Below are 17,848 nucleotides of genomic sequence, written 5' to 3'. Positions count from 1 at the left end.
AATACAGATGAGCATGCAAGATCCGATCGCGGATATGCTGACCCGTATCCGTAACGGTCAAGCCGCGAACAAAGTAGCGGTCACCATGCCTTCTTCCAAACTGAAACTGGCAATTGCCAAAGTTCTGAAAGAAGAAGGTTTTATTGAAGATTTTAAAATCGAAGGCGACACCAAGCCTGAACTGGTTTTAGTACTTAAGTACTTCCAGGGCAAGGCAGTGGTAGAAAGCATTCAACGTATCAGCCGTCCAGGTCTGCGCATCTATAAGAAAAAAGATGAGCTGCCAAAAGTTATGGCCGGTTTGGGTATCGCTGTTATTTCTACCTCTAAAGGTGTTATGACCGATCGTGCAGCTCGCCAAGCTGGTCTTGGTGGCGAGATTATCTGCTACGTAGCTTAATTCGGGAGGAAAGAATGTCTCGTGTTGCAAAAGCACCCGTCGTCATTCCTGCCGGCGTAGAGGTAAAACTCAACGGTCAGGTTATTTCGATAAAGGGTAAAAACGGCGAGCTGACTCGTACCATCCATAGCTCCGTTGTTGTTAAGCAAGAAGAAAATACACTGACTTTCGCTCCATGCGAAGGCGCTGTAGACGGTTGGGCCCAAGCGGGTACCACTCGTGCACTGCTGAACTCAATGGTTATTGGTGTTACCGACGGCTTCACTAAAAAGCTTCAACTGGTAGGCGTAGGTTACCGTGCCGCAGTTAAAGGCAATGTGGTGAATTTGGCCTTAGGCTTCTCTCATCCAGTTGACCATGAATTGCCGGCTGGCATCACTGCTGAGTGCCCGACCCAAACTGAAATCGTGCTGAAAGGCGCTGATAAGCAGGTGATTGGTCAGGTTGCGGCAGATTTGCGTGCCTACCGTCGTCCTGAGCCTTATAAAGGCAAGGGTGTCCGTTACGCCGACGAAGTCGTGCGTACCAAAGAGGCTAAGAAGAAGTAAGGTAACACTATGGATAAGAAAGCAGCTCGTATCCGTCGTGCGACCCGCGCACGCCGCAAGCTCAAAGAACTGGGTGCGACTCGCCTGGTGGTACATCGTACCCCACGCCATATTTACGCGCAGGTTATTGCACCAAACGGTTCTGAAATTTTGGTAGCAGCTTCTACTTTAGAAAAAGCTATCAATGAGCAATTGAAGTACTCCGGCAACAAAGATGCCGCAGCAGCTGTAGGCAAATCTATTGCTGAGCGCGCATTGGAAAAAGGGATTACTAAAGTATCCTTTGACCGTTCCGGTTTCCAATATCATGGTCGAGTCCAGGCACTGGCAGATGCTGCCCGTGAAGCTGGCCTTCAGTTCTAAGGTAGAGGTGTAAGATGTCACACATCGAAAAACAAGCTGGCGAACTGCAGGAAAAGCTGATCGCGGTAAACCGCGTATCTAAAACCGTAAAAGGTGGCCGTATTTTCAGCTTTACCGCACTGACAGTAGTTGGTGATGGTAACGGTCGCGTTGGTTTTGGCTACGGCAAAGCACGCGAAGTTCCAGCAGCGATCCAAAAAGCGATGGAAAAAGCCCGTCGCGCTATGATTAACGTTGCTCTGGATGGCGGCACTCTGCAGCACCCTGTTAAAGGTGCTCACACGGGTTCTCGCGTATTCATGCAACCAGCTTCCGAAGGTACCGGTATCATCGCCGGTGGTGCAATGCGCGCCGTTCTGGAAGTTGCAGGGGTTCATAACGTATTGGCCAAAGCCTATGGTTCCACTAACCCGATTAACGTGGTTCGTGCAACTATTTCAGCTCTGGAAGATATGAAATCCCCAGAAATGGTCGCTGCCAAGCGTGGTAAGTCCGTCGAAGAAATTCTAGGGAAATAACCATGGCAAAGACTATTAAAGTAACTCAAACAAAAAGCAGCATCGGTCGTTTGCCAAAGCATAAGGCAACTCTACTCGGTTTAGGTCTGCGTCGTATTGGTCATACTGTAGAGCGTGAGGATACTCCTGCTGTGCGTGGTATGGTCAACTTGGTTTCCTACATGGTTAAAGTTGAGGAGTAACAGATGCGTTTAAATACTCTGTCTCCGGCTGATGGTGCCAAGCATGCGCCTAAGCGTGTAGGTCGTGGTATCGGTTCTGGCCTGGGTAAAACCGCCGGTCGTGGTCACAAAGGTCAGAACTCACGTTCTGGCGGTGGCGTACGTCGTGGGTTTGAAGGTGGTCAGATGCCGTTATATCGTCGTCTGCCGAAATTCGGCTTCACCTCTCGCAAAGCAATGATCACGGCAGAAGTTCGTCTGTCTGAACTGGCTTTAGTGGAAGGCGACGTAATCGACCTGAACACGCTGAAAGCCGCTAACGTTGTTGGTACCCAGATTGAATTCGCGAAAGTTATGCTTTCAGGCGAAGTCACTCGTCCGGTAACTCTGCGTGGTCTGCGTGTCACCAAAGGCGCTCGTGCTGCTATCGAAGCTGCTGGCGGTAAAATTGAGGAATAAGTAGCAGATGGCTAAGCAACCAGGATTAGATTTTCAAAGTGCTAAAGGCGGATTAGGCGAACTGAAGCGCAGACTTTTGTTTGTTATCGGTGCGCTTATTGTTTTCCGTATCGGCTCTTTTATTCCGATTCCTGGTATCGATGCCACTGTGCTTGCCAAATTGCTCGAGCAGCAGAGAGGCACCATCATTGAAATGTTCAACATGTTCTCTGGTGGTGCTCTCAGTCGTGCTTCGATCTTTGCCCTGGGTATTATGCCGTATATTTCGGCGTCAATTATTATCCAGCTGCTGACGGTGGTTCATCCAGCGTTAGCTGAAATAAAGAAAGAAGGGGAGGCTGGCCGTCGTAAGATTAGTCAGTACACCCGTTATGGCACGTTGGTATTGGCTATATTCCAGTCGATCGGTATTGCTACCGGTCTACCGAATATGCCTGGGATGCAAGGTTTGGTATTAAATCCAGGCTTTGCCTTCTATTTTACCGCTGTTGTGAGCCTAGTTACCGGGACTATGTTCCTGATGTGGCTGGGTGAACAGATTACTGAACGCGGTATCGGTAACGGTATCTCAATCATAATCTTTGCTGGTATTGTCGCGGGTCTCCCGCCGGCAGTTGGTCATACCATCGAGCAAGCTCGGCAAGGCGACCTGCACTTCCTCCTGTTGCTGTTGGTTGCAGTATTAGTGTTTGCAGTAACCTTCTTCGTTGTTTTCATCGAACGTGGTCAACGTCGTATCGTCGTTAACTATGCGAAACGTCAACAAGGTCGTCGTGTTTATGCAGCACAGAGCACACACTTACCGTTGAAAGTGAATATGGCTGGGGTTATTCCCGCAATCTTCGCTTCCAGCATAATTCTGTTCCCTGCCACGATTGCATCATGGTTTGGGGGCGGGACAGGTTGGAACTGGCTGACGACTATTTCGATGTATTTGCAGCCGGGACAGCCGCTTTATGTGTTACTCTATGCGTCTGCAATCATCTTCTTCTGTTTCTTCTACACGGCGTTGGTGTTTAACCCGCGTGAAACAGCAGATAACCTGAAGAAGTCCGGTGCATTCGTGCCAGGAATTCGTCCGGGAGAGCAAACGGCGAAGTACATCGATAAAGTAATGACGCGTCTGACCTTAATTGGTGCGATGTATATTACTTTCATCTGCCTGATCCCGGAGTTCATGCGTGACGCGATGAAAGTACCATTTTACTTTGGTGGTACCTCACTACTAATCGTAGTTGTGGTCATCATGGACTTTATGGCTCAAGTGCAAACTCTAATGATGTCGAGTCAGTACGAGTCTGCATTGAAGAAAGCAAATCTGAAAGGCTATAATCGCTAATCAGATATGTTTGAGAAGTTACGGAGAGTAAAAATGAAAGTTCGTGCTTCCGTCAAGAAATTATGTCGTAACTGCAAAATTGTTAAGCGTAACGGTGTCGTTCGCGTAATCTGCAGTGCCGAACCAAAGCATAAACAGCGTCAAGGCTGATTTATCTTGCATATTTTTCTTGCAAAGTTGGGTTGAGCTGGCTAGATTAGCCAGCCAATCTTTTGTATGTGACAGCAATGCTATTTGAGTATCCTGAAAACGGGCTTTTCAGAATGGTATTGCCGTATAAAATAGTAGGAGTGCATAGTGGCCCGTATAGCAGGCATTAACATTCCTGATCAGAAACATACTGTTATCGCTTTAACCGCGATCTACGGTATCGGTAAGACCCGTTCACAGGCTATCTGTGTCGCTGCGGGTATTGCTGAAAATGTTAAGATCAGTGAGCTGTCTGAAGAGCAAATCGAGAAGCTGCGTGACGAAGTTGCCAAGTACGTTGTAGAAGGTGATCTGCGTCGTGAGGTGACCCTGAGCATCAAGCGTCTGATGGACCTTGGGACTTATCGTGGTTTGCGTCATCGTCGTGGTCTACCAGTTCGCGGTCAGCGTACTAAGACCAACGCACGTACCCGTAAGGGTCCGCGTAAACCGATCAAGAAATAATCGGGGTGATTGAATAATGGCAAAGGCACCTATTCGTGCACGCAAGCGTGTAAGAAAGACAGTCTCTGACGGTGTGGCTCATATCCATGCTTCTTTCAACAACACCATCGTTACCATTACTGATCGTCAGGGTAACGCTTTGGGTTGGGCAACAGCCGGTGGTTCCGGTTTCCGTGGTTCTCGTAAATCTACTCCGTTTGCAGCGCAAGTTGCAGCAGAGCGCTGCGCAGAAGCAGTGAAAGAATACGGTATTAAGAACCTGGAAGTTATGGTTAAAGGACCTGGTCCTGGTCGTGAGTCAACTATTCGCGCGTTAAACGCGGCTGGTTTCCGCATCACTAATATTACTGATGTGACTCCGATTCCTCATAACGGTTGTCGTCCGCCGAAAAAGCGCCGCGTATAACGTTGCTTTTAGGTTTGTTGGAGAGAGAAAATGGCAAGATATTTGGGTCCTAAGCTCAAGCTGAGCCGTCGTGAGGGCACAGACCTGTTCCTTAAGTCTGGCGTTCGCGCGATTGACACCAAGTGTAAGATTGAACAACCACCTGGTCAGCATGGTGCGCGTAAACCGCGTCTGTCTGATTACGGTGTGCAGTTACGTGAAAAACAAAAAGTTCGCCGTATCTATGGTGTTCTGGAGCGTCAATTCCGTAACTACTATAAAGAAGCAGCACGTCTGAAAGGCAACACAGGTGCAAACCTGTTGCAATTGCTGGAAGGCCGTCTGGACAACGTAGTTTACCGTATGGGCTTTGGCGCAACTCGTGCTGAATCACGTCAGCTGGTTAGTCATAAAGCTATCATGGTAAATGGTCGCGTTGTTAACATCGCTTCTTATCAGGTATCTCCGAATGACGTAGTCAGCATCCGTGAGAAAGCTAAAAAGCAGTCTCGTGTGAAGGCAGCTTTGGAGCTGGCTGAGCAGCGTGAAAAGCCGACTTGGCTGGAAGTTGATGCTGTTAAGATGGAAGGTGTGTTCAAACGTATTCCTGAACGTACTGATCTGTCTGCGGACATTAACGAACACCTGATCGTCGAGCTTTACTCCAAGTAAAGCTTAGTACCAAAGAGAGGACACAATGCAGGGTTCTGTGACAGAGTTTCTAAAACCGCGCCTGGTAGATATCGAGCAAGTCAGTTCGACGCACGCCAAGGTGACCCTTGAGCCGTTAGAGCGTGGCTTTGGCCATACTCTCGGCAACGCACTGCGCCGTATTCTGCTTTCATCTATGCCGGGTTGCGCGGTGACCGAGGTTGAGATTGATGGTGTACTGCATGAGTACAGCACCAAAGAAGGCGTACAGGAAGATATCCTGGAGATCCTGCTCAACCTGAAAGGGCTGGCGGTGAGAGTTCAAGGAAAAGATGAAGTTATTCTTACCCTGAATAAGTCTGGCATTGGCCCTGTGACTGCAGCCGATATCACCCATGATGGTGATGTCGAAATCGTCAAGCCGCAACACGTGATCTGCCACCTGACCGATGAAAACGCATCTATTAGCATGCGTATCAAAGTTCAGCGCGGTCGTGGTTATGTGCCGGCTTCTGCCCGAATTCATTCGGAAGAAGATGAGCGCCCAATTGGTCGTCTGTTAGTAGACGCATGCTATAGCCCTGTAGAGCGTATTGCCTACAATGTTGAAGCAGCGCGTGTAGAACAGCGTACCGACTTGGACAAGCTGGTCATCGAGATGGAAACCAATGGTACGATCGATCCTGAAGAGGCGATCCGCCGTGCGGCCACTATCTTGGCTGAACAACTTGAAGCTTTCGTTGACCTACGTGATGTACGTCAGCCGGAAGTTAAAGAAGAGAAGCCAGAGTTCGATCCGATCTTGCTGCGCCCTGTTGACGATCTGGAATTGACTGTCCGCTCTGCTAACTGCCTCAAGGCAGAAGCTATACACTACATCGGTGATCTGGTACAGCGTACCGAGGTTGAGTTGCTGAAAACGCCGAACCTGGGTAAAAAATCTCTTACTGAGATTAAAGACGTGCTTGCGTCACGTGGTCTGTCTCTGGGCATGCGCCTGGAAAACTGGCCGCCAGCAAGTATTGCTGACGAGTAACCGGATCACAGGTTAAGGTTTTACTGAGAAGGATAAGGTCATGCGCCATCGTAAGAGTGGTCGTCAACTGAACCGTAACAGCAGCCATCGCCAGGCTATGTTCCGTAACATGGCCGGCTCTTTGGTTCGTCATGAGATCATCAAGACGACCCTGCCGAAAGCGAAAGAGCTGCGTCGCGTTGTTGAACCGCTGATTACTCTTGCCAAGACCGACAGCGTTGCTAATCGTCGTCTGGCATTCCGCCGTACTCGTGATAACGAGATCGTGGCAAAACTGTTTAACGAGCTAGGCCCGCGTTTCGCGAGCCGCGCCGGTGGTTACACTCGCATTCTGAAGTGTGGCTTCCGTGCAGGCGACAACGCTCCGATGGCTTACATCGAGCTGGTTGATCGTGCTGCGTCTGAAGCAGAAGTAGTAGCTGCAGAGTAATCTGTGAACGCGTAAAAAAACCGGGCTTGCCCGGTTTTTTTACGTCTATTGAAAGCCCAGTCTAAAGTCAGGCCCTCTTCGCTGTTCTTCCTGATTATTTCTCTCGCTTATTATCTGCATCCTAATACGTTATGCTATGTATATCGGCTAAAGCGGGGGGGTACTACGTGTATGTCATTAATTGATGAATGGTCTGAAAGGTGCATACTGGATACGCAGAAAAAAGGTGAACTTGAAAATTTGCCCGGCTTTGGTGTGCTCCTGATACTCATATTCCTACTGAGCTTAGGGCCAGTTTTCGAATTCTGAAAAATGCTGGTTATATTCCCGTCGAGTTACAAGATCGGCAAGAAGCACTGACTATTGTTCATCTACTCGCGAAATGAGATCGCAATGAGGCCGAGTATCGGAAATTAGCGACGCGACTGGCTTTACTCGAATTGAAGTTAAAACAAGTGGGCTTGAATACCGATTTTTTGCGCGGTGATTATCAGCTGTCATTATCCGAAAAGCTGTCTGGAGAATCAGAATGTTAAAAATAGGGCAGTTGGCCAAGCTAGCCGATGTCACACCTGATACGGTGCGATATTATGAAAAACAGGGAATGATGGAACACGGTACTCGTACTGAAGGCGGCTATCGCTTATATGACGAGCAGGATTTGCAACGTTTACGCTTTATCCGATATGCCAAACAGTTAGGTTTTACGCTGGAAACGATCGCGGAACTATTATCGATCCGAGTCGATCCTGAGCATCATACCTGTCAGGAATCCAAATCGATCGTCGATTCCAGACTCAGTGAAGTTGAGGGGAAAATTAAAGAATTGCAAAAAATGCGAGAATCTCTCAAACGTTTAAGCGATGCCTGTTGCGGTAGCCACCATACCAGCACGTATTGTTCGATCTTAGAAGCGCTGGAGCAAGGCGCTACGGACGAAACCACGCGAAGCTAAATTTGTTTGTCAGGTTATTTCATTACTGAGCGAACAGCAGTATCATTCGAACGTTTTCAAACAATGTTTATCACAATGAGGATCTACCATGACTGCTTATCGTCATACAAAAGGCAAAATTAAAGATAATGCTCTGGAAGCTTTGCTACATGACCCACTGTTCAGGCAGAGAATAGAGAAAAATAGTAAAGGGAAAGGCAGTTATCAGCGTAAAACAAAACACGCGAAAGGCGGTAACTGGGAGGCCAGTGGCAAACAATCAGCAGATTTTTTACCACTGGCCTTCTGGTTTTAAGGAATAAAAAAGCCATCTAACGATGGCTTTTGGCGTACTGGAGTTGTGATTATTTAGCTTGTTGTTCTTTTAATAAATCACGAATCTCGGCTAATAACTTTTCTTCCGTAGTTGGGGCCGGAGGGGCCGCTGGTTCTTCTGCTTTTTCGCGACGCATTTTATTCATCAGCTTAATTGCAGAGAAGATTGCTAGTGCAACAATAACGAAATCAAAAATGCTTTGAATAAATGAACCATAATTCATGACAACTGCAGGAATCGCACCTTGGGCTTCACGTAGTACGAAATGGAATTGTTTGAAGTCCACGCCGCCTAATAACAGTCCTAGAGGTGGCATGATAATATCTGCTACCAGCGAGGAAACAATCTTCCCAAAAGCGGCACCGATAATAACACCGACCGCCAAATCAACCACATTTCCACGCATGGCGAATTCACGAAATTCTTTCATAAAGCTCATAGCAACACCCCTTCAAAATTAAACGAAACAATCTTAACTAACAGAAGTCCCTGTACCTCAAGAATTATAGGAAATTTTTCATCCTTTCCCATGGGAATAGTTTTAATTAATTCACTCGTCCCTGAAATTAAGATTATAGCCTTATAAGAAGAATGGACTTGGCTGGAACAAGCGTTCAACGTCAGGAACGAATTTTTTATCGGTAATAAACATCACAACGTGGTCACCTTGTTGAATAACCGAGCTGCTATTAGCAATAAGAACTTCATCTCCACGCACAATAGCGCCAATCGTTGTACCCGGCGGTAATTTAATATCTTCAACCACTCGTCCTACTACTTTAGATGTACTTTCATCACCATGAGCGACGGCTTCAATAGCTTCAGCTACGCCACGTCGCAGCGAAGATACGCTAACAATATCTGCTTTACGCACATGGCCGAGCAGTGCGGAAATCGTGGCTTGCTGTGGTGAAATGGCAATGTCAATCACACTGCCTTGCACTAAATCTACATAAGCACTGCGTTGAATGAGTACCATGGCTTTTTTTGCCCCCATGCGTTTGGCTAGCATGGCAGACATAATATTAGCTTCGTCATCATTGGTGATGGCAATAAATACATCGACTTGCTCAATGTGTTCTTCGGCTAATAATTCCTGATCTGAGGCATCACCATAAAATACGATAGTGTCGTGTAACATCTCCGCTAATTCAGCGGCTCGCTGCGGGTCACGTTCAATTAATTTTACGCTGTAGTCTTTTTCTAATCGCAGTGCCAATCCGGCGCCGACGTTACCACCGCCAACAATCATAATTCGCTTATAGGGTTTTTCCAGTCGCTGTAATTCACTCATTACTGCGCGAATGTGCTGGGAGGCGGCGACAAAAAAGACTTCATCCCCAGCTTCGATAATAGTTGAACCCTGTGGACGAATAGGTCGGTCTTGACGAAATATAGCTGCGACTCGTGTATCAATATGCGGCATATGTTCGCGTAGTGAAGATAAGGCATTACCCACCAGAGGGCCGCCGTAATAAGCTTTTACTGCGGCAATACTGACTTTACCTTCGGCAAAGTTAACTACCTGAAGTGCGCCAGGATATTCAATCAGCTTATAGATATATTCGATTACTAGCTGTTCCGGCGATATAAGATGATCAATTGGGACGGCTTCCGGTAGGAAAAGCTTCTCAGATTCACGGATATATTCAGGAGAGCGAATACGAGCGATACGGTTAGGCGTATTAAATAATGAGTAGGCGATCTGACAGGCGATCATGTTGGTTTCATCAGAGTTAGTGACTGCAACCAACATATCTGCATCTTCTGCGCCGGCTTCTCTCAGCACTCGTGGGTGCGAACCGTGACCTTGAACTACGCGCAGATCGAACTTGTCTTGTAATTGACGAAGCCGATTGGTATCGGTATCCACAACGGTAATATCGTTGTTTTCACCGACCAAATTTTCTGCCAGCGTCCCGCCAACCTGTCCCGCACCGAGAATAATTATTTTCATCGCGTTCTCTGTTTACCCTGAAAGTAGGCTCGAAGGCCTAACAATAACCGCTACTCTGAGGTTTGATTAGCCTTTAATTAGCTTAGCGTAAAAGAAGCCATCACCGTCTTCCGGGTGAGGAAGGTTTTGTTTGCCGGGATGAGCCTCTGAGCCTGTATCGACTAAACGTGCTTCCGGATGGCGCTGCAAGAATGCGGCAATCTGCTGTTGGTTTTCTTCCGGCAAGATTGAGCAGGTTGCGTAAACCATCACGCCATTTTTCTTCAGCTTCGGCCAAATAGCCTCAAGAATTTCTGACTGCAATTGGGCAAGATCGGCAATGTCGCTGTCACGGCGCAGCCATTTGATATCTGGATGACGACGAATGACGCCAGTGGCAGAGCAAGGCGCATCCAAAAGGATACGATCAAATAGCTTATCTTCGCACCAGTCATCAGGTGTACGACCATCACCGACTTTAACCACCGCATTCAGTTGCAGGCGCTGCAGGTTTTCTTTTACGCGGCTAAGACGTTGTTCATCAATATCTACTGCCAATACGTGCGCTTTGGGAGCGGCTTCCAGAATATGGGTGGTTTTACCGCCGGGCGCAGCGCATAAATCGAGGATCTGTTCGCCGTTCTGCGGATCGAGCAGATCAACGCAACCTTGAGCCGAGGCGTCTTGCACCGTCACCCAACCTTGCGCAAAACCAGGCAGATCGTTTACCGCACATGGCGTGATCAAACGAACGGCATCGGCGTATTCAGCGTGAGGTTCCGCTTCAATATCCGCTTGTTTCATCAATTCCAGATAATCAGCTCGGCTATGGTGCAAGCGGCTAACGCGCAGCCACATCGGCGGTTTTTGATTGTTGGCATCGATGATTTGCTGCCATTGTTCCGGGTAGGCTTTTTTAATTCGAGCCAGTAACCAGCTTGGATGCAAATAGCGGCTATCATTATTGGCCGCGCGTTCCAACAATTCTACCTGTTGGCGTTGGAATTGGCGTAATACGCCATTAATCAAACCCTTAAGCTGTGGTCGCTTTAGGGCTACGGCGCCTTCTACCGTTTCAGCCAATGCCGCATGAGGTGGAATCCGGGTATGTAGCAATTGGTAAATACCCACCATGATCAGGTAATGGAAGACCCGCTGTTTACCTGTCATCGGGCGTGCCATTAGTTGCTGAATACACCATTCCAGCTGCGGCAGCACGCGTAAAGTACCAAAACACAACTCCTGCAACAGCGCGCGGTCTTTATCGGAGATATTTTTTTGTAGGCCAGGAAGGACAGTGCTGAGGGATTGCCCTTGATCCAGTACCTGGCTAATTGCTTTGGCAGCGATGCTGCGGAGGTTATATGTGTTTTTCATAGCCAAAAAAGCTGACAAATGTCAGCAAAATAAAGGGAAAGAATAGCCCGATAGTGAAGTATCGGGCGATGAAGTCGTTGTTAAAACTTGTCGGTTATGCCAACTGATTACCGATGGTAAACCATTCGCGTCGTGAATTGAGCAAATCTGCCGCCGACATCGGTTTCTTCCCTGCTGGCTGCAACTGAGTCATATTCAGTACGCCGTCAGCCGTTGCTACCTGAATACCTTGTTTATCAGCCTGTACTATGGTGCCGGGTAAAGTATGAGATGCTGCGGGTAGAATATGAGCTTGCCAAACTTTCACCGGCTGTTCGTCGATGACAAAGTAGCTAACCGGCCAGGGATTAAAGGCGCGAATGCAGCGTTCTAGCTGAGCAGCAGAAAGTGACCAGTTCAGCCTGGCTTCCTCTTTACTCAGTTTTTCCGCATAAGTGACCAGACTTTCATCCTGTACTTCCGGTTTGGCTTTACCTTCCGCTAACAGCTGTAGCGTGGCCAGCATACCCTGTGGCCCAAGTTTAGCGAGTTTGTCGTATAGGCTCGCGCTGGTATCTTCCGGCTGTATATCACAGGCAATTTTATACAGCATATCGCCGGTATCTAAGCCGACGTCCATTTGCATAATCGTGACACCGGTTTCTTTGTCCCCAGCCCAGAGTGAACGCTGGATTGGCGCAGCCCCACGCCAGCGGGGCAGCAGAGAACCGTGTACGTTGATACAGCCTAAACGTGGCATATCCAACACCGCTTTTGGCAGGATGAGGCCATAAGCCACCACGACCATGATATCGGCGTTAAGATCGGCTACCAGATGCTGATTTTCTTCTGGCCGCAGAGATTTTGGCTGAAAAACAGGAATATTGTGTTGCTCAGCTAAAACCTTTACTGGGCTTGGGGTGAGTTTGTTACCTCGACCAGCAGGGCGATCGGGTTGAGTGAAAACCCCGACAATCAGGTGCTTAGAAGAAAGCAGCGCGTCAAGATGACGCGCTGCAAAATCAGGAGTTCCGGCAAAAATAATCCGCAATGAATCAGACACGTTTGGTTTCCTGCATAAAAAGGATTAGTTGGCGCGCGCGTTGAGCTTAGCCAGTTTTTCCAGCTTTTGGCGGATACGCTGACGCTTCAGAGGCGACAGATAGTCCACGAACAGTTTGCCAACCAAATGATCCATTTCGTGCTGGATACAGATTGCTAACAGGTCGTCTGCTTCCAGTTCAAAAGGTTTTCCATCACGGTCTAAGGCTCTGACTTTGACTTTTTCTGCACGAGGAACCAAGGCGCGTTGCTCAGGAATAGAAAGGCAGCCTTCTTCAATACCGGTTTCACCGCTTTTTTCCAGCAACTCAGGATTGATTAAGACCAGGCGCTGATCGCGGTTTTCAGAAACATCGATAACGATAATCTGCTGATGGACATCTACTTGCGTAGCGGCAAGCCCAATGCCTTCCTCTGCGTACATGGTATCGAACATATCGTCCACGATGCGTTGGATTTCTGCATTGACTTCTTTTACCGGCGCAGCAACTTTGCGCAGCCGGTCGTCTGGGTAATGTAACACCTGTAATACTGACATAAATATCTAGATCTGCGTCCGATTGGTGAATGATATTCAGTCTCTATTCTAGACATTTTTGGCTCCGATTGACAGCATCGGCTACCAATTGAACAAATTGGTGTTGACAGACAAATCCGCCAGGGAGGGGGAATGTTAGCAACGGAGCTATGGTTAAGGATCAACGGAGTTCGCGGGCTTGATACGAGCAAAAGTCACTTACTAGGGATAGGGTTGCTAAAACTCCGTGATATCAGCGCTGAAGTCCTGCGGAAATCGGGGCTTTATGATAAACAAATTCAACAATTCTGGGGCGTAAACCCTAGTTATATTGAGAAGACGTTATCCTGGCTGGAGCAGTATGACCACCACTTACTGGTTTATGGGCAGCCTGGCTATCCAGCACAGTTAATGTCGATCTCATCGCCACCTTTGCTGTTGTTTGTTTCTGGAGATAAAGAGGTATTGATTGCATCGCAGATAGCGATGGTTGGCAGTCGGAGTTACAGCCATTACGGGGAGCGTTGGGGGCGTTATTTTGCTGCGGAACTTGCTCAAAGTGGCCTAGCGATCACTAGCGGGTTGGCGTTAGGAATTGATGGTATTTGCCATCAGGCAGCATTGAGCTGTGGCGGTAAAACTATTGCGGTTTTAGGGAGTGGCCTTGCCAATATTTATCCCAGGCGGCACGGGCGATTGGCACAAGAAATTGAGGTAAATGGGGGAGCGCTGGTTTCTGAATTTTTATCTACGGCATTACCGATTGCAGCTCATTTTCCTCGGAGAAACCGAATTATAAGTGGGTTAAGCGCGGGGGTGATCGTCGTTGAAGCAACGCGTAAAAGTGGCTCTTTGATTACGGCTCGGTATGCTTTGGAACAAGGTCGGGAAGTTTTCTCTTTACCTGGTTCACTCGATAGCTCTGGGAGTGAAGGGACACACTGGCTGATTCAGCAAGGAGCGAACTTGGTTTGCCATCCGCGAGAGGTAATTGAGCAACTGGGAAGTTCGTTACATTGGCTACCTTTGCCTATGGAAGAAATTATTTCTGCGCCAGAACCGCAACTTGAATTGCCATTTCCCGATGTGTTGGCTAACGTAGAATATGAGGTGACACCCATTGATGTCGTCGCCGAACGTGCCGGCCATACTGTGCCAGAAATCGTAGTGAAATTACTCGAGCTGGAGTTAGCAGGGTGGATCGCAGCTGTACCCGGCGGCTATGTCCGAATAAGGAGGGCAGGCCATGTTCGACGTTTTGATGTACCTATTTGAAACATACATGCATAACGACACCGAAATGCTCGCCGATCAGGACAAAATTACTGACGATCTTGCGGACGCGGGTTTCTATCGCGAAGACATCTATAACGCATTGAATTGGCTGGAGGCGTTGGCTGATTTACAGGAAGGTGAAATAGCGCCTTATCAGTACAGTGCCGACCCATTGGCGCTTCGGATCTATACTCCTGAAGAAATCATGAAATTGGACGTCCAATGCCGTGGTTTTATCCTATTCCTAGAACAAATTAATGTGCTAAAACTCGATACCCGTGAAATGGTTATTGATCGTATCATGGCGCTCGATTCAGCCGAGTTTGATCTGGAAGATCTTAAATGGGTGGTGCTGATGGTGCTGTTCAACGTGCCTGAATATGAAAATGCCTATCAGCAGATGGAAGACTTGCTCTTTGAAGTCAATGAGGGTTATCTGCACTAAGTGGTAATATTGGCGCAGATTAATCGATTAGAGAAAGCGTTATGACAAAAACTGCAACTGCGAAGGATAATGGGTCCTGCCCTGAGTGTGGGTCAGCATTAGTGATCCGCAGCGGTGGTCATGGCCCGTTCCTTGGTTGTTCCCATTACCCCGAATGCCAATATATGCGGCCGTTAAAGGCGCAGGCGGACGGACACATAGTTAAAGTGTTGGAAGGGCAGGAATGTCCGAAGTGTCAGGCGGTATTGGTGTTACGACAAGGGCGCTACGGTATGTTTATTGGCTGTAGTAAATATCCTGAATGCGACCATACCGAAGTTATCGATAAACCTGATGAAACATCTATTACTTGCCCACAATGCGGTAAGGGAAAACTGTTGCAGCGAAAATCTCGTTTTGGGAAGGTTTTTCACGCTTGTAATCGCTATCCTGACTGCCAATTTGCGCTTAATCAGCAACCTATAGCCGGAGAATGTGCTCATTGCCACTACCCGCTTCTGATGGAAAAACGCACTGCGCAAGGCGTGAAGCGTTTTTGTGCCAGCAAGTTATGTGGAAAACCAGTGGCAATCGAGTAAGAACCCATGTGTAAAGAAGATATCTCCCTTTTTGAAGGTGTGCTGCAAGCTTTGCAGCAAGAAGACGTTATTGCCTATCCAACTGAGGCTGTATTCGGCCTGGGTTGTGATCCCGATAGTGAAAAAGCGGTAAATGCTTTGCTGGCGTTAAAACAGCGTCCTTGGCAGAAAGGGCTGATTCTGATTGCAGCCAATTATGAGCAACTCTTGCCTTATATTGATGACTCGCAGTTAGATGAAACGCAACGAGCAACACTCTTTGCTAGCTGGCCCGGTCCGGTGACATGGGTTATTCCAGCTAGGGAAACCACGCCGCGTTGGCTGACGGGGCACTTTGACTCTCTGGCCGTTCGGGTTAGCGACCATCCTTTAGTACAACAGTTATGTACCTATTATGGAAAGCCTCTGGTTTCAACCAGCGCGAACCTTAGTGGGCTAGAGCCTTGCCGTACGGAAGAAGAGGTCCGAAAACAACTTGGAACCGAACTGGCAGTATTGTCTGGGCTGGTGGGGGGGCGTTTAAATCCATCTGAAATTCGTGATGCCCTCACCGGTGAACGTTACCGTCAAGGTTAAGGAAAGAAATTGGAACAACCGTTTGCAGTTTTTGGCAATCCGATAGCCCATAGTAAGTCGCCACGTATACATGCCCTTTTTGCCGCCCAAACGGGGATCGAGCATCATTACGGAACGGTGCTGGCTCCTCACGATGATTTCGAAACAACGCTGGCGAGCTTTTTTGCTCAGGGGGCGAAAGGTGCAAATATCACCACGCCATTTAAAGAGCGGGCTTATGCGGCATCGGCGGAGTTAACTGAGCGTGCCGAATTTGCTGGTGCGGTGAATACGTTAAAAGTATTGGAAGATGGTCGTTTACTCGGAGACAACACCGATGGTATCGGTTTGCTCAGCGATCTGGAACGTTTGGATCTGATTAGACCACAGGATCGTATCCTGCTGGTCGGTGCCGGTGGCGCTGCGAGGGGCGTGATCCTGCCTCTGCTTTCTTTTGGTTGTAAGATCGTTATGACTAACCGAACTTTTAGTCGGGCGCAGCAGTTATCCGAAGTGTTTAGGCACCTTGGCGAAATAGAAGCACGAGAAATGGCAGATCTTGAAGGCCAGCGTTTCAATCTTGTTATTAATGCCACAGCTTCAGGTATTCATGGCGACGTTCCCGCACTCCCTGGTTCCCTTATTGCCCCAAACACTCGTTGTTACGATATGTTCTATCAACAGGGAGATACCCCCTTCCTTGCATGGGCCTCCGCGTTGGGAGCAACGCAGTATGCGGATGGTTTAGGAATGTTGGTAGGGCAGGCAGCACATGCGTTTTATCTCTGGCATGGAGTGATGCCGGAGATTACGCCGGTATTAGCGCTTTTGAGCGAAGAACTTAGCCACTGATTGGTATCGGGCAGCGTTTTATTTAGGTATCAGATATATGTCTATATAGAGAGAGTCTATTGTTTCCCTCTATATAGATAGAAGACAAGAAGAAAAGGTGGCATTAGTTTTCTTCAGCGAGGTAATCATCCTTCCAGCGCACATAGTTATTTGCCGAGTAAATCAATCCTTCCAGCTCTGCGGGGGTTAACGGACGAATCTGCTTAGCTGGGCTTCCCATATAAAGATAACCGCTGGCTAATTTTTTACTAGGCGCAACTAAACTACCAGCGCCAATCATCACATCATCTTCTATTACCGCGCCATCCAGCAGAATCGAACCCATCCCGACTAATACGCGATTACCAATCGTGCAGCCGTGAAGCATCGCTTTATGTCCGATGGTCACGTCTTCGCCGATGATAAGAGGGTTACCTGCAGGGTTATATTCGGACTGATGGGTGACATGCAAGACGCTTCCATCCTGAATATTGGTGCGAGCACCAATTTTGACCTGGTTTACATCGCCACGAATAGCAACTAACGGCCACACGCTGACGTCATCACCGAGCAAAACATTGCCGATCACTACGCTCGATCTATCGATCATTACCTTCTGGCCAAGGATCGGAGTGTAATTTAGGTAAGGACGAATAGGGTCAGACATAACAAAAGCCTCGTAATAAGATCATAATTTACCGGCAATACTATCCTTTGCTGGTGGAATTACAACCAGACAGCCTGCTGGTTCGGGCCGAAAATCGCGGAGATCGTGCAAGATCTGCCCGTAAGGAGCGAAAAGTATTCAAACAGTAGAAAAAGGCGAAAAAAGAGTTGTGCAAAAAATTCGACTCCCTATAATGCGCATCCATCGAGACGGCACACAGCGAATCAAGTCACTGAGTGGCCGGCAAAGAGAACAGAGAAATTCAACGAAATAAGTAGTTGACTCTGAGTGAGGAAAGCGTAATATGCGCACCTCGAGTTACCCACCGAAAGGTTGCTAACTCACTGCTCTTTAACAATTTATCAGACAATCTGTGTGGGCACTCGCAAGACGATATCAAAGCCTGTTTCG

Annotated in this window: 26 protein-coding genes and 1 pseudogene; 21 read left to right on the top strand and 6 right to left on the bottom strand. The window is 48.0% G+C overall.

Annotated features, from left to right (window positions below):
* The first annotated feature begins 7 nt into the window (after window positions 1-7).
* From rpsH to AD970_RS04780, 16 genes and pseudogenes are all read left to right on the top strand, one after another.
* Window positions 8-400 (top strand): 30S ribosomal protein S8, encoded by a 393-nt coding sequence (gene rpsH, locus AD970_RS04850; RefSeq protein WP_049597210.1) that lies wholly within the window; start codon window positions 8-10, stop codon window positions 398-400.
* Window positions 401-414: 14 nt separating this feature from the next.
* The gene (gene rplF / locus AD970_RS04845) at window positions 415-948 is read left to right on the top strand and encodes a 50S ribosomal protein L6 (RefSeq protein ID WP_049597209.1); all 534 of its coding nucleotides are present in this window, start codon (window positions 415-417) and stop codon (window positions 946-948) included.
* Window positions 949-957: 9 nt separating this feature from the next.
* Window positions 958-1,311: a 50S ribosomal protein L18 gene (rplR, locus tag AD970_RS04840; protein ID WP_049597208.1), complete on the top strand. Its 354-nt coding sequence runs from the start codon at window positions 958-960 to the stop codon at window positions 1,309-1,311.
* Window positions 1,312-1,325: 14 nt separating this feature from the next.
* Window positions 1,326-1,829, top strand: a complete 504-nt coding sequence (rpsE, locus tag AD970_RS04835) for a 30S ribosomal protein S5 (RefSeq protein WP_049597207.1) — start codon at window positions 1,326-1,328, stop codon at window positions 1,827-1,829.
* Between the two features lie 2 nt (window positions 1,830-1,831).
* Window positions 1,832-2,011, top strand: a complete 180-nt coding sequence (rpmD, locus tag AD970_RS04830) for a 50S ribosomal protein L30 (RefSeq protein WP_012147215.1) — start codon at window positions 1,832-1,834, stop codon at window positions 2,009-2,011.
* A 3-nt stretch (window positions 2,012-2,014) separates the two neighbouring features.
* Entirely contained in the window at window positions 2,015-2,449 is a 435-nt protein-coding gene (rplO, locus tag AD970_RS04825) for a 50S ribosomal protein L15 (protein WP_004718608.1), read from the top strand.
* Between the two features lie 7 nt (window positions 2,450-2,456).
* Entirely contained in the window at window positions 2,457-3,788 is a 1,332-nt protein-coding gene (gene secY / locus AD970_RS04820; RefSeq protein WP_004718611.1) for a preprotein translocase subunit SecY, read from the top strand.
* A gap of 33 nt (window positions 3,789-3,821) precedes the next feature.
* On the top strand, window positions 3,822-3,938 hold the full coding sequence (rpmJ, locus tag AD970_RS04815; protein ID WP_002227352.1) for a 50S ribosomal protein L36: 117 nt from the start codon (window positions 3,822-3,824) through the stop codon (window positions 3,936-3,938).
* A gap of 147 nt (window positions 3,939-4,085) precedes the next feature.
* On the top strand, window positions 4,086-4,442 hold the full coding sequence (gene rpsM / locus AD970_RS04810) for a 30S ribosomal protein S13 (protein ID WP_004702348.1): 357 nt from the start codon (window positions 4,086-4,088) through the stop codon (window positions 4,440-4,442).
* A 16-nt stretch (window positions 4,443-4,458) separates the two neighbouring features.
* Window positions 4,459-4,848, top strand: coding sequence for a 30S ribosomal protein S11 (gene rpsK / locus AD970_RS04805; RefSeq protein WP_002218948.1), 390 nt, complete (start codon window positions 4,459-4,461; stop codon window positions 4,846-4,848).
* Between the two features lie 30 nt (window positions 4,849-4,878).
* On the top strand, window positions 4,879-5,499 hold the full coding sequence (rpsD, locus tag AD970_RS04800; protein WP_002218949.1) for a 30S ribosomal protein S4: 621 nt from the start codon (window positions 4,879-4,881) through the stop codon (window positions 5,497-5,499).
* Window positions 5,500-5,524: 25 nt separating this feature from the next.
* Complete coding sequence (locus AD970_RS04795) at window positions 5,525-6,514, top strand: DNA-directed RNA polymerase subunit alpha (protein ID WP_002438685.1); 990 nt, start codon at window positions 5,525-5,527, stop codon at window positions 6,512-6,514.
* 40 nt (window positions 6,515-6,554) lie between these two features.
* A complete protein-coding gene (gene rplQ, locus AD970_RS04790) occupies window positions 6,555-6,944 on the top strand; it encodes a 50S ribosomal protein L17 (RefSeq protein WP_049597206.1) in 390 nt (129 codons plus the stop codon).
* A 171-nt stretch (window positions 6,945-7,115) separates the two neighbouring features.
* A pseudogene (locus AD970_RS18685) lies at window positions 7,116-7,480 on the top strand (DnaJ family domain-containing protein).
* Window positions 7,474-7,899 carry a Zn(2+)-responsive transcriptional regulator gene (zntR, locus tag AD970_RS04785; RefSeq protein WP_049597205.1) on the top strand — a complete coding sequence of 142 codons (426 nt, stop codon included), beginning with the start codon at window positions 7,474-7,476 and terminating at the stop codon, window positions 7,897-7,899. The pseudogene AD970_RS18685 and the gene zntR overlap by 7 nt, the downstream one beginning before the upstream one ends.
* 88 nt (window positions 7,900-7,987) lie before the next feature.
* Window positions 7,988-8,194 carry an alternative ribosome-rescue factor A gene (locus tag AD970_RS04780; protein ID WP_049597204.1) on the top strand — a complete coding sequence of 69 codons (207 nt, stop codon included), beginning with the start codon at window positions 7,988-7,990 and terminating at the stop codon, window positions 8,192-8,194.
* Window positions 8,195-8,243: 49 nt separating this feature from the next.
* On the opposite strand, the gene mscL is transcribed toward AD970_RS04780, so the two are convergent.
* From mscL to def, 5 genes are all read right to left on the bottom strand, one after another.
* Window positions 8,244-8,654, bottom strand: a complete 411-nt coding sequence (mscL, locus tag AD970_RS04775) for a large-conductance mechanosensitive channel protein MscL (protein WP_049597203.1) — start codon at window positions 8,652-8,654, stop codon at window positions 8,244-8,246.
* A 141-nt stretch (window positions 8,655-8,795) separates the two neighbouring features.
* Window positions 8,796-10,172 (bottom strand): Trk system potassium transporter TrkA, encoded by a 1,377-nt coding sequence (trkA, locus tag AD970_RS04770; protein ID WP_049597202.1) that lies wholly within the window; start codon window positions 10,170-10,172, stop codon window positions 8,796-8,798.
* A gap of 66 nt (window positions 10,173-10,238) precedes the next feature.
* On the bottom strand, window positions 10,239-11,528 hold the full coding sequence (gene rsmB / locus AD970_RS04765) for a 16S rRNA (cytosine(967)-C(5))-methyltransferase RsmB (protein WP_049597201.1): 1,290 nt from the start codon (window positions 11,526-11,528) through the stop codon (window positions 10,239-10,241).
* Between the two features lie 94 nt (window positions 11,529-11,622).
* Window positions 11,623-12,570 (bottom strand): methionyl-tRNA formyltransferase, encoded by a 948-nt coding sequence (fmt, locus tag AD970_RS04760; RefSeq protein WP_049597200.1) that lies wholly within the window; start codon window positions 12,568-12,570, stop codon window positions 11,623-11,625.
* Window positions 12,571-12,594: 24 nt separating this feature from the next.
* A complete protein-coding gene (def, locus tag AD970_RS04755) occupies window positions 12,595-13,107 on the bottom strand; it encodes a peptide deformylase (protein ID WP_049597199.1) in 513 nt (170 codons plus the stop codon).
* 132 nt (window positions 13,108-13,239) lie between these two features.
* On the opposite strand from def, the gene dprA reads away from it, so the two are divergent.
* Genes dprA through aroE form a run of 5 tightly spaced genes read left to right on the top strand, consistent with a single transcriptional unit; the run spans window position 13,240 to window position 16,791 of the window.
* Window positions 13,240-14,361 carry a DNA-protecting protein DprA gene (gene dprA, locus AD970_RS04750; protein WP_049597198.1) on the top strand — a complete coding sequence of 374 codons (1,122 nt, stop codon included), beginning with the start codon at window positions 13,240-13,242 and terminating at the stop codon, window positions 14,359-14,361.
* Window positions 14,333-14,806, top strand: coding sequence for a DUF494 family protein (locus AD970_RS04745; protein ID WP_049597197.1), 474 nt, complete (start codon window positions 14,333-14,335; stop codon window positions 14,804-14,806). Before dprA ends, AD970_RS04745 begins: the two co-directional genes overlap by 29 nt.
* Window positions 14,807-14,847: 41 nt before the next feature.
* Window positions 14,848-15,384, top strand: a complete 537-nt coding sequence (locus AD970_RS04740; RefSeq protein ID WP_049597196.1) for a DNA topoisomerase family protein — start codon at window positions 14,848-14,850, stop codon at window positions 15,382-15,384.
* Between the two features lie 6 nt (window positions 15,385-15,390).
* Window positions 15,391-15,960 (top strand): L-threonylcarbamoyladenylate synthase type 1 TsaC, encoded by a 570-nt coding sequence (tsaC, locus tag AD970_RS04735; protein ID WP_049597195.1) that lies wholly within the window; start codon window positions 15,391-15,393, stop codon window positions 15,958-15,960.
* Window positions 15,961-15,969: 9 nt separating this feature from the next.
* The gene (aroE, locus tag AD970_RS04730) at window positions 15,970-16,791 is read left to right on the top strand and encodes a shikimate dehydrogenase (protein WP_049597194.1); all 822 of its coding nucleotides are present in this window, start codon (window positions 15,970-15,972) and stop codon (window positions 16,789-16,791) included.
* Between the two features lie 103 nt (window positions 16,792-16,894).
* Here the strand turns inward: aroE and AD970_RS04725 are convergent, their stop codons facing one another.
* Window positions 16,895-17,437, bottom strand: a complete 543-nt coding sequence (locus AD970_RS04725) for a gamma carbonic anhydrase family protein (RefSeq protein ID WP_049597193.1) — start codon at window positions 17,435-17,437, stop codon at window positions 16,895-16,897.
* Window positions 17,438-17,848 lie beyond the last annotated feature (411 nt).

This window comes from Yersinia nurmii (genome assembly GCF_001112925.1).
GTDB lineage: Bacteria > Pseudomonadota > Gammaproteobacteria > Enterobacterales > Enterobacteriaceae > Yersinia > Yersinia nurmii.
This window is presented reverse-complemented; position numbering and strand designations above follow the sequence as displayed.

Excerpts from the sequence above, each read along its gene's own strand:
- rpsH (WP_049597210.1), top strand. The coding sequence starts at position 8 with ATGAGCATGCAAGATCCGATCGCGGATATGCTGACCCGTATCCGTAAC.
- rplF (WP_049597209.1), top strand. The coding sequence starts at position 415 with ATGTCTCGTGTTGCAAAAGCACCCGTCGTCATTCCTGCCGGCGTAGAG.
- rplR (WP_049597208.1), top strand. The coding sequence starts at position 958 with ATGGATAAGAAAGCAGCTCGTATCCGTCGTGCGACCCGCGCACGCCGC.
- rpsE (WP_049597207.1), top strand. The coding sequence starts at position 1,326 with ATGTCACACATCGAAAAACAAGCTGGCGAACTGCAGGAAAAGCTGATC.
- rpmD (WP_012147215.1), top strand. The coding sequence starts at position 1,832 with ATGGCAAAGACTATTAAAGTAACTCAAACAAAAAGCAGCATCGGTCGT.
- rplO (WP_004718608.1), top strand. The coding sequence starts at position 2,015 with ATGCGTTTAAATACTCTGTCTCCGGCTGATGGTGCCAAGCATGCGCCT.
- secY (WP_004718611.1), top strand. The coding sequence starts at position 2,457 with ATGGCTAAGCAACCAGGATTAGATTTTCAAAGTGCTAAAGGCGGATTA.
- rpmJ (WP_002227352.1), top strand. The coding sequence starts at position 3,822 with ATGAAAGTTCGTGCTTCCGTCAAGAAATTATGTCGTAACTGCAAAATT.
- rpsK (WP_002218948.1), top strand. The coding sequence starts at position 4,459 with ATGGCAAAGGCACCTATTCGTGCACGCAAGCGTGTAAGAAAGACAGTC.
- rpsD (WP_002218949.1), top strand. The coding sequence starts at position 4,879 with ATGGCAAGATATTTGGGTCCTAAGCTCAAGCTGAGCCGTCGTGAGGGC.
- AD970_RS04795 (WP_002438685.1), top strand. The coding sequence starts at position 5,525 with ATGCAGGGTTCTGTGACAGAGTTTCTAAAACCGCGCCTGGTAGATATC.
- rplQ (WP_049597206.1), top strand. The coding sequence starts at position 6,555 with ATGCGCCATCGTAAGAGTGGTCGTCAACTGAACCGTAACAGCAGCCAT.
- zntR (WP_049597205.1), top strand. The coding sequence starts at position 7,474 with ATGTTAAAAATAGGGCAGTTGGCCAAGCTAGCCGATGTCACACCTGAT.
- AD970_RS04780 (WP_049597204.1), top strand. The coding sequence starts at position 7,988 with ATGACTGCTTATCGTCATACAAAAGGCAAAATTAAAGATAATGCTCTG.
- mscL (WP_049597203.1), bottom strand. The coding sequence starts at position 8,654 with ATGAGCTTTATGAAAGAATTTCGTGAATTCGCCATGCGTGGAAATGTG.
- trkA (WP_049597202.1), bottom strand. The coding sequence starts at position 10,172 with ATGAAAATAATTATTCTCGGTGCGGGACAGGTTGGCGGGACGCTGGCA.
- rsmB (WP_049597201.1), bottom strand. The coding sequence starts at position 11,528 with ATGAAAAACACATATAACCTCCGCAGCATCGCTGCCAAAGCAATTAGC.
- def (WP_049597199.1), bottom strand. The coding sequence starts at position 13,107 with ATGTCAGTATTACAGGTGTTACATTACCCAGACGACCGGCTGCGCAAA.
- dprA (WP_049597198.1), top strand. The coding sequence starts at position 13,240 with ATGTTAGCAACGGAGCTATGGTTAAGGATCAACGGAGTTCGCGGGCTT.
- AD970_RS04745 (WP_049597197.1), top strand. The coding sequence starts at position 14,333 with ATGTTCGACGTTTTGATGTACCTATTTGAAACATACATGCATAACGAC.
- AD970_RS04740 (WP_049597196.1), top strand. The coding sequence starts at position 14,848 with ATGACAAAAACTGCAACTGCGAAGGATAATGGGTCCTGCCCTGAGTGT.
- tsaC (WP_049597195.1), top strand. The coding sequence starts at position 15,391 with ATGTGTAAAGAAGATATCTCCCTTTTTGAAGGTGTGCTGCAAGCTTTG.
- AD970_RS04725 (WP_049597193.1), bottom strand. The coding sequence starts at position 17,437 with ATGTCTGACCCTATTCGTCCTTACCTAAATTACACTCCGATCCTTGGC.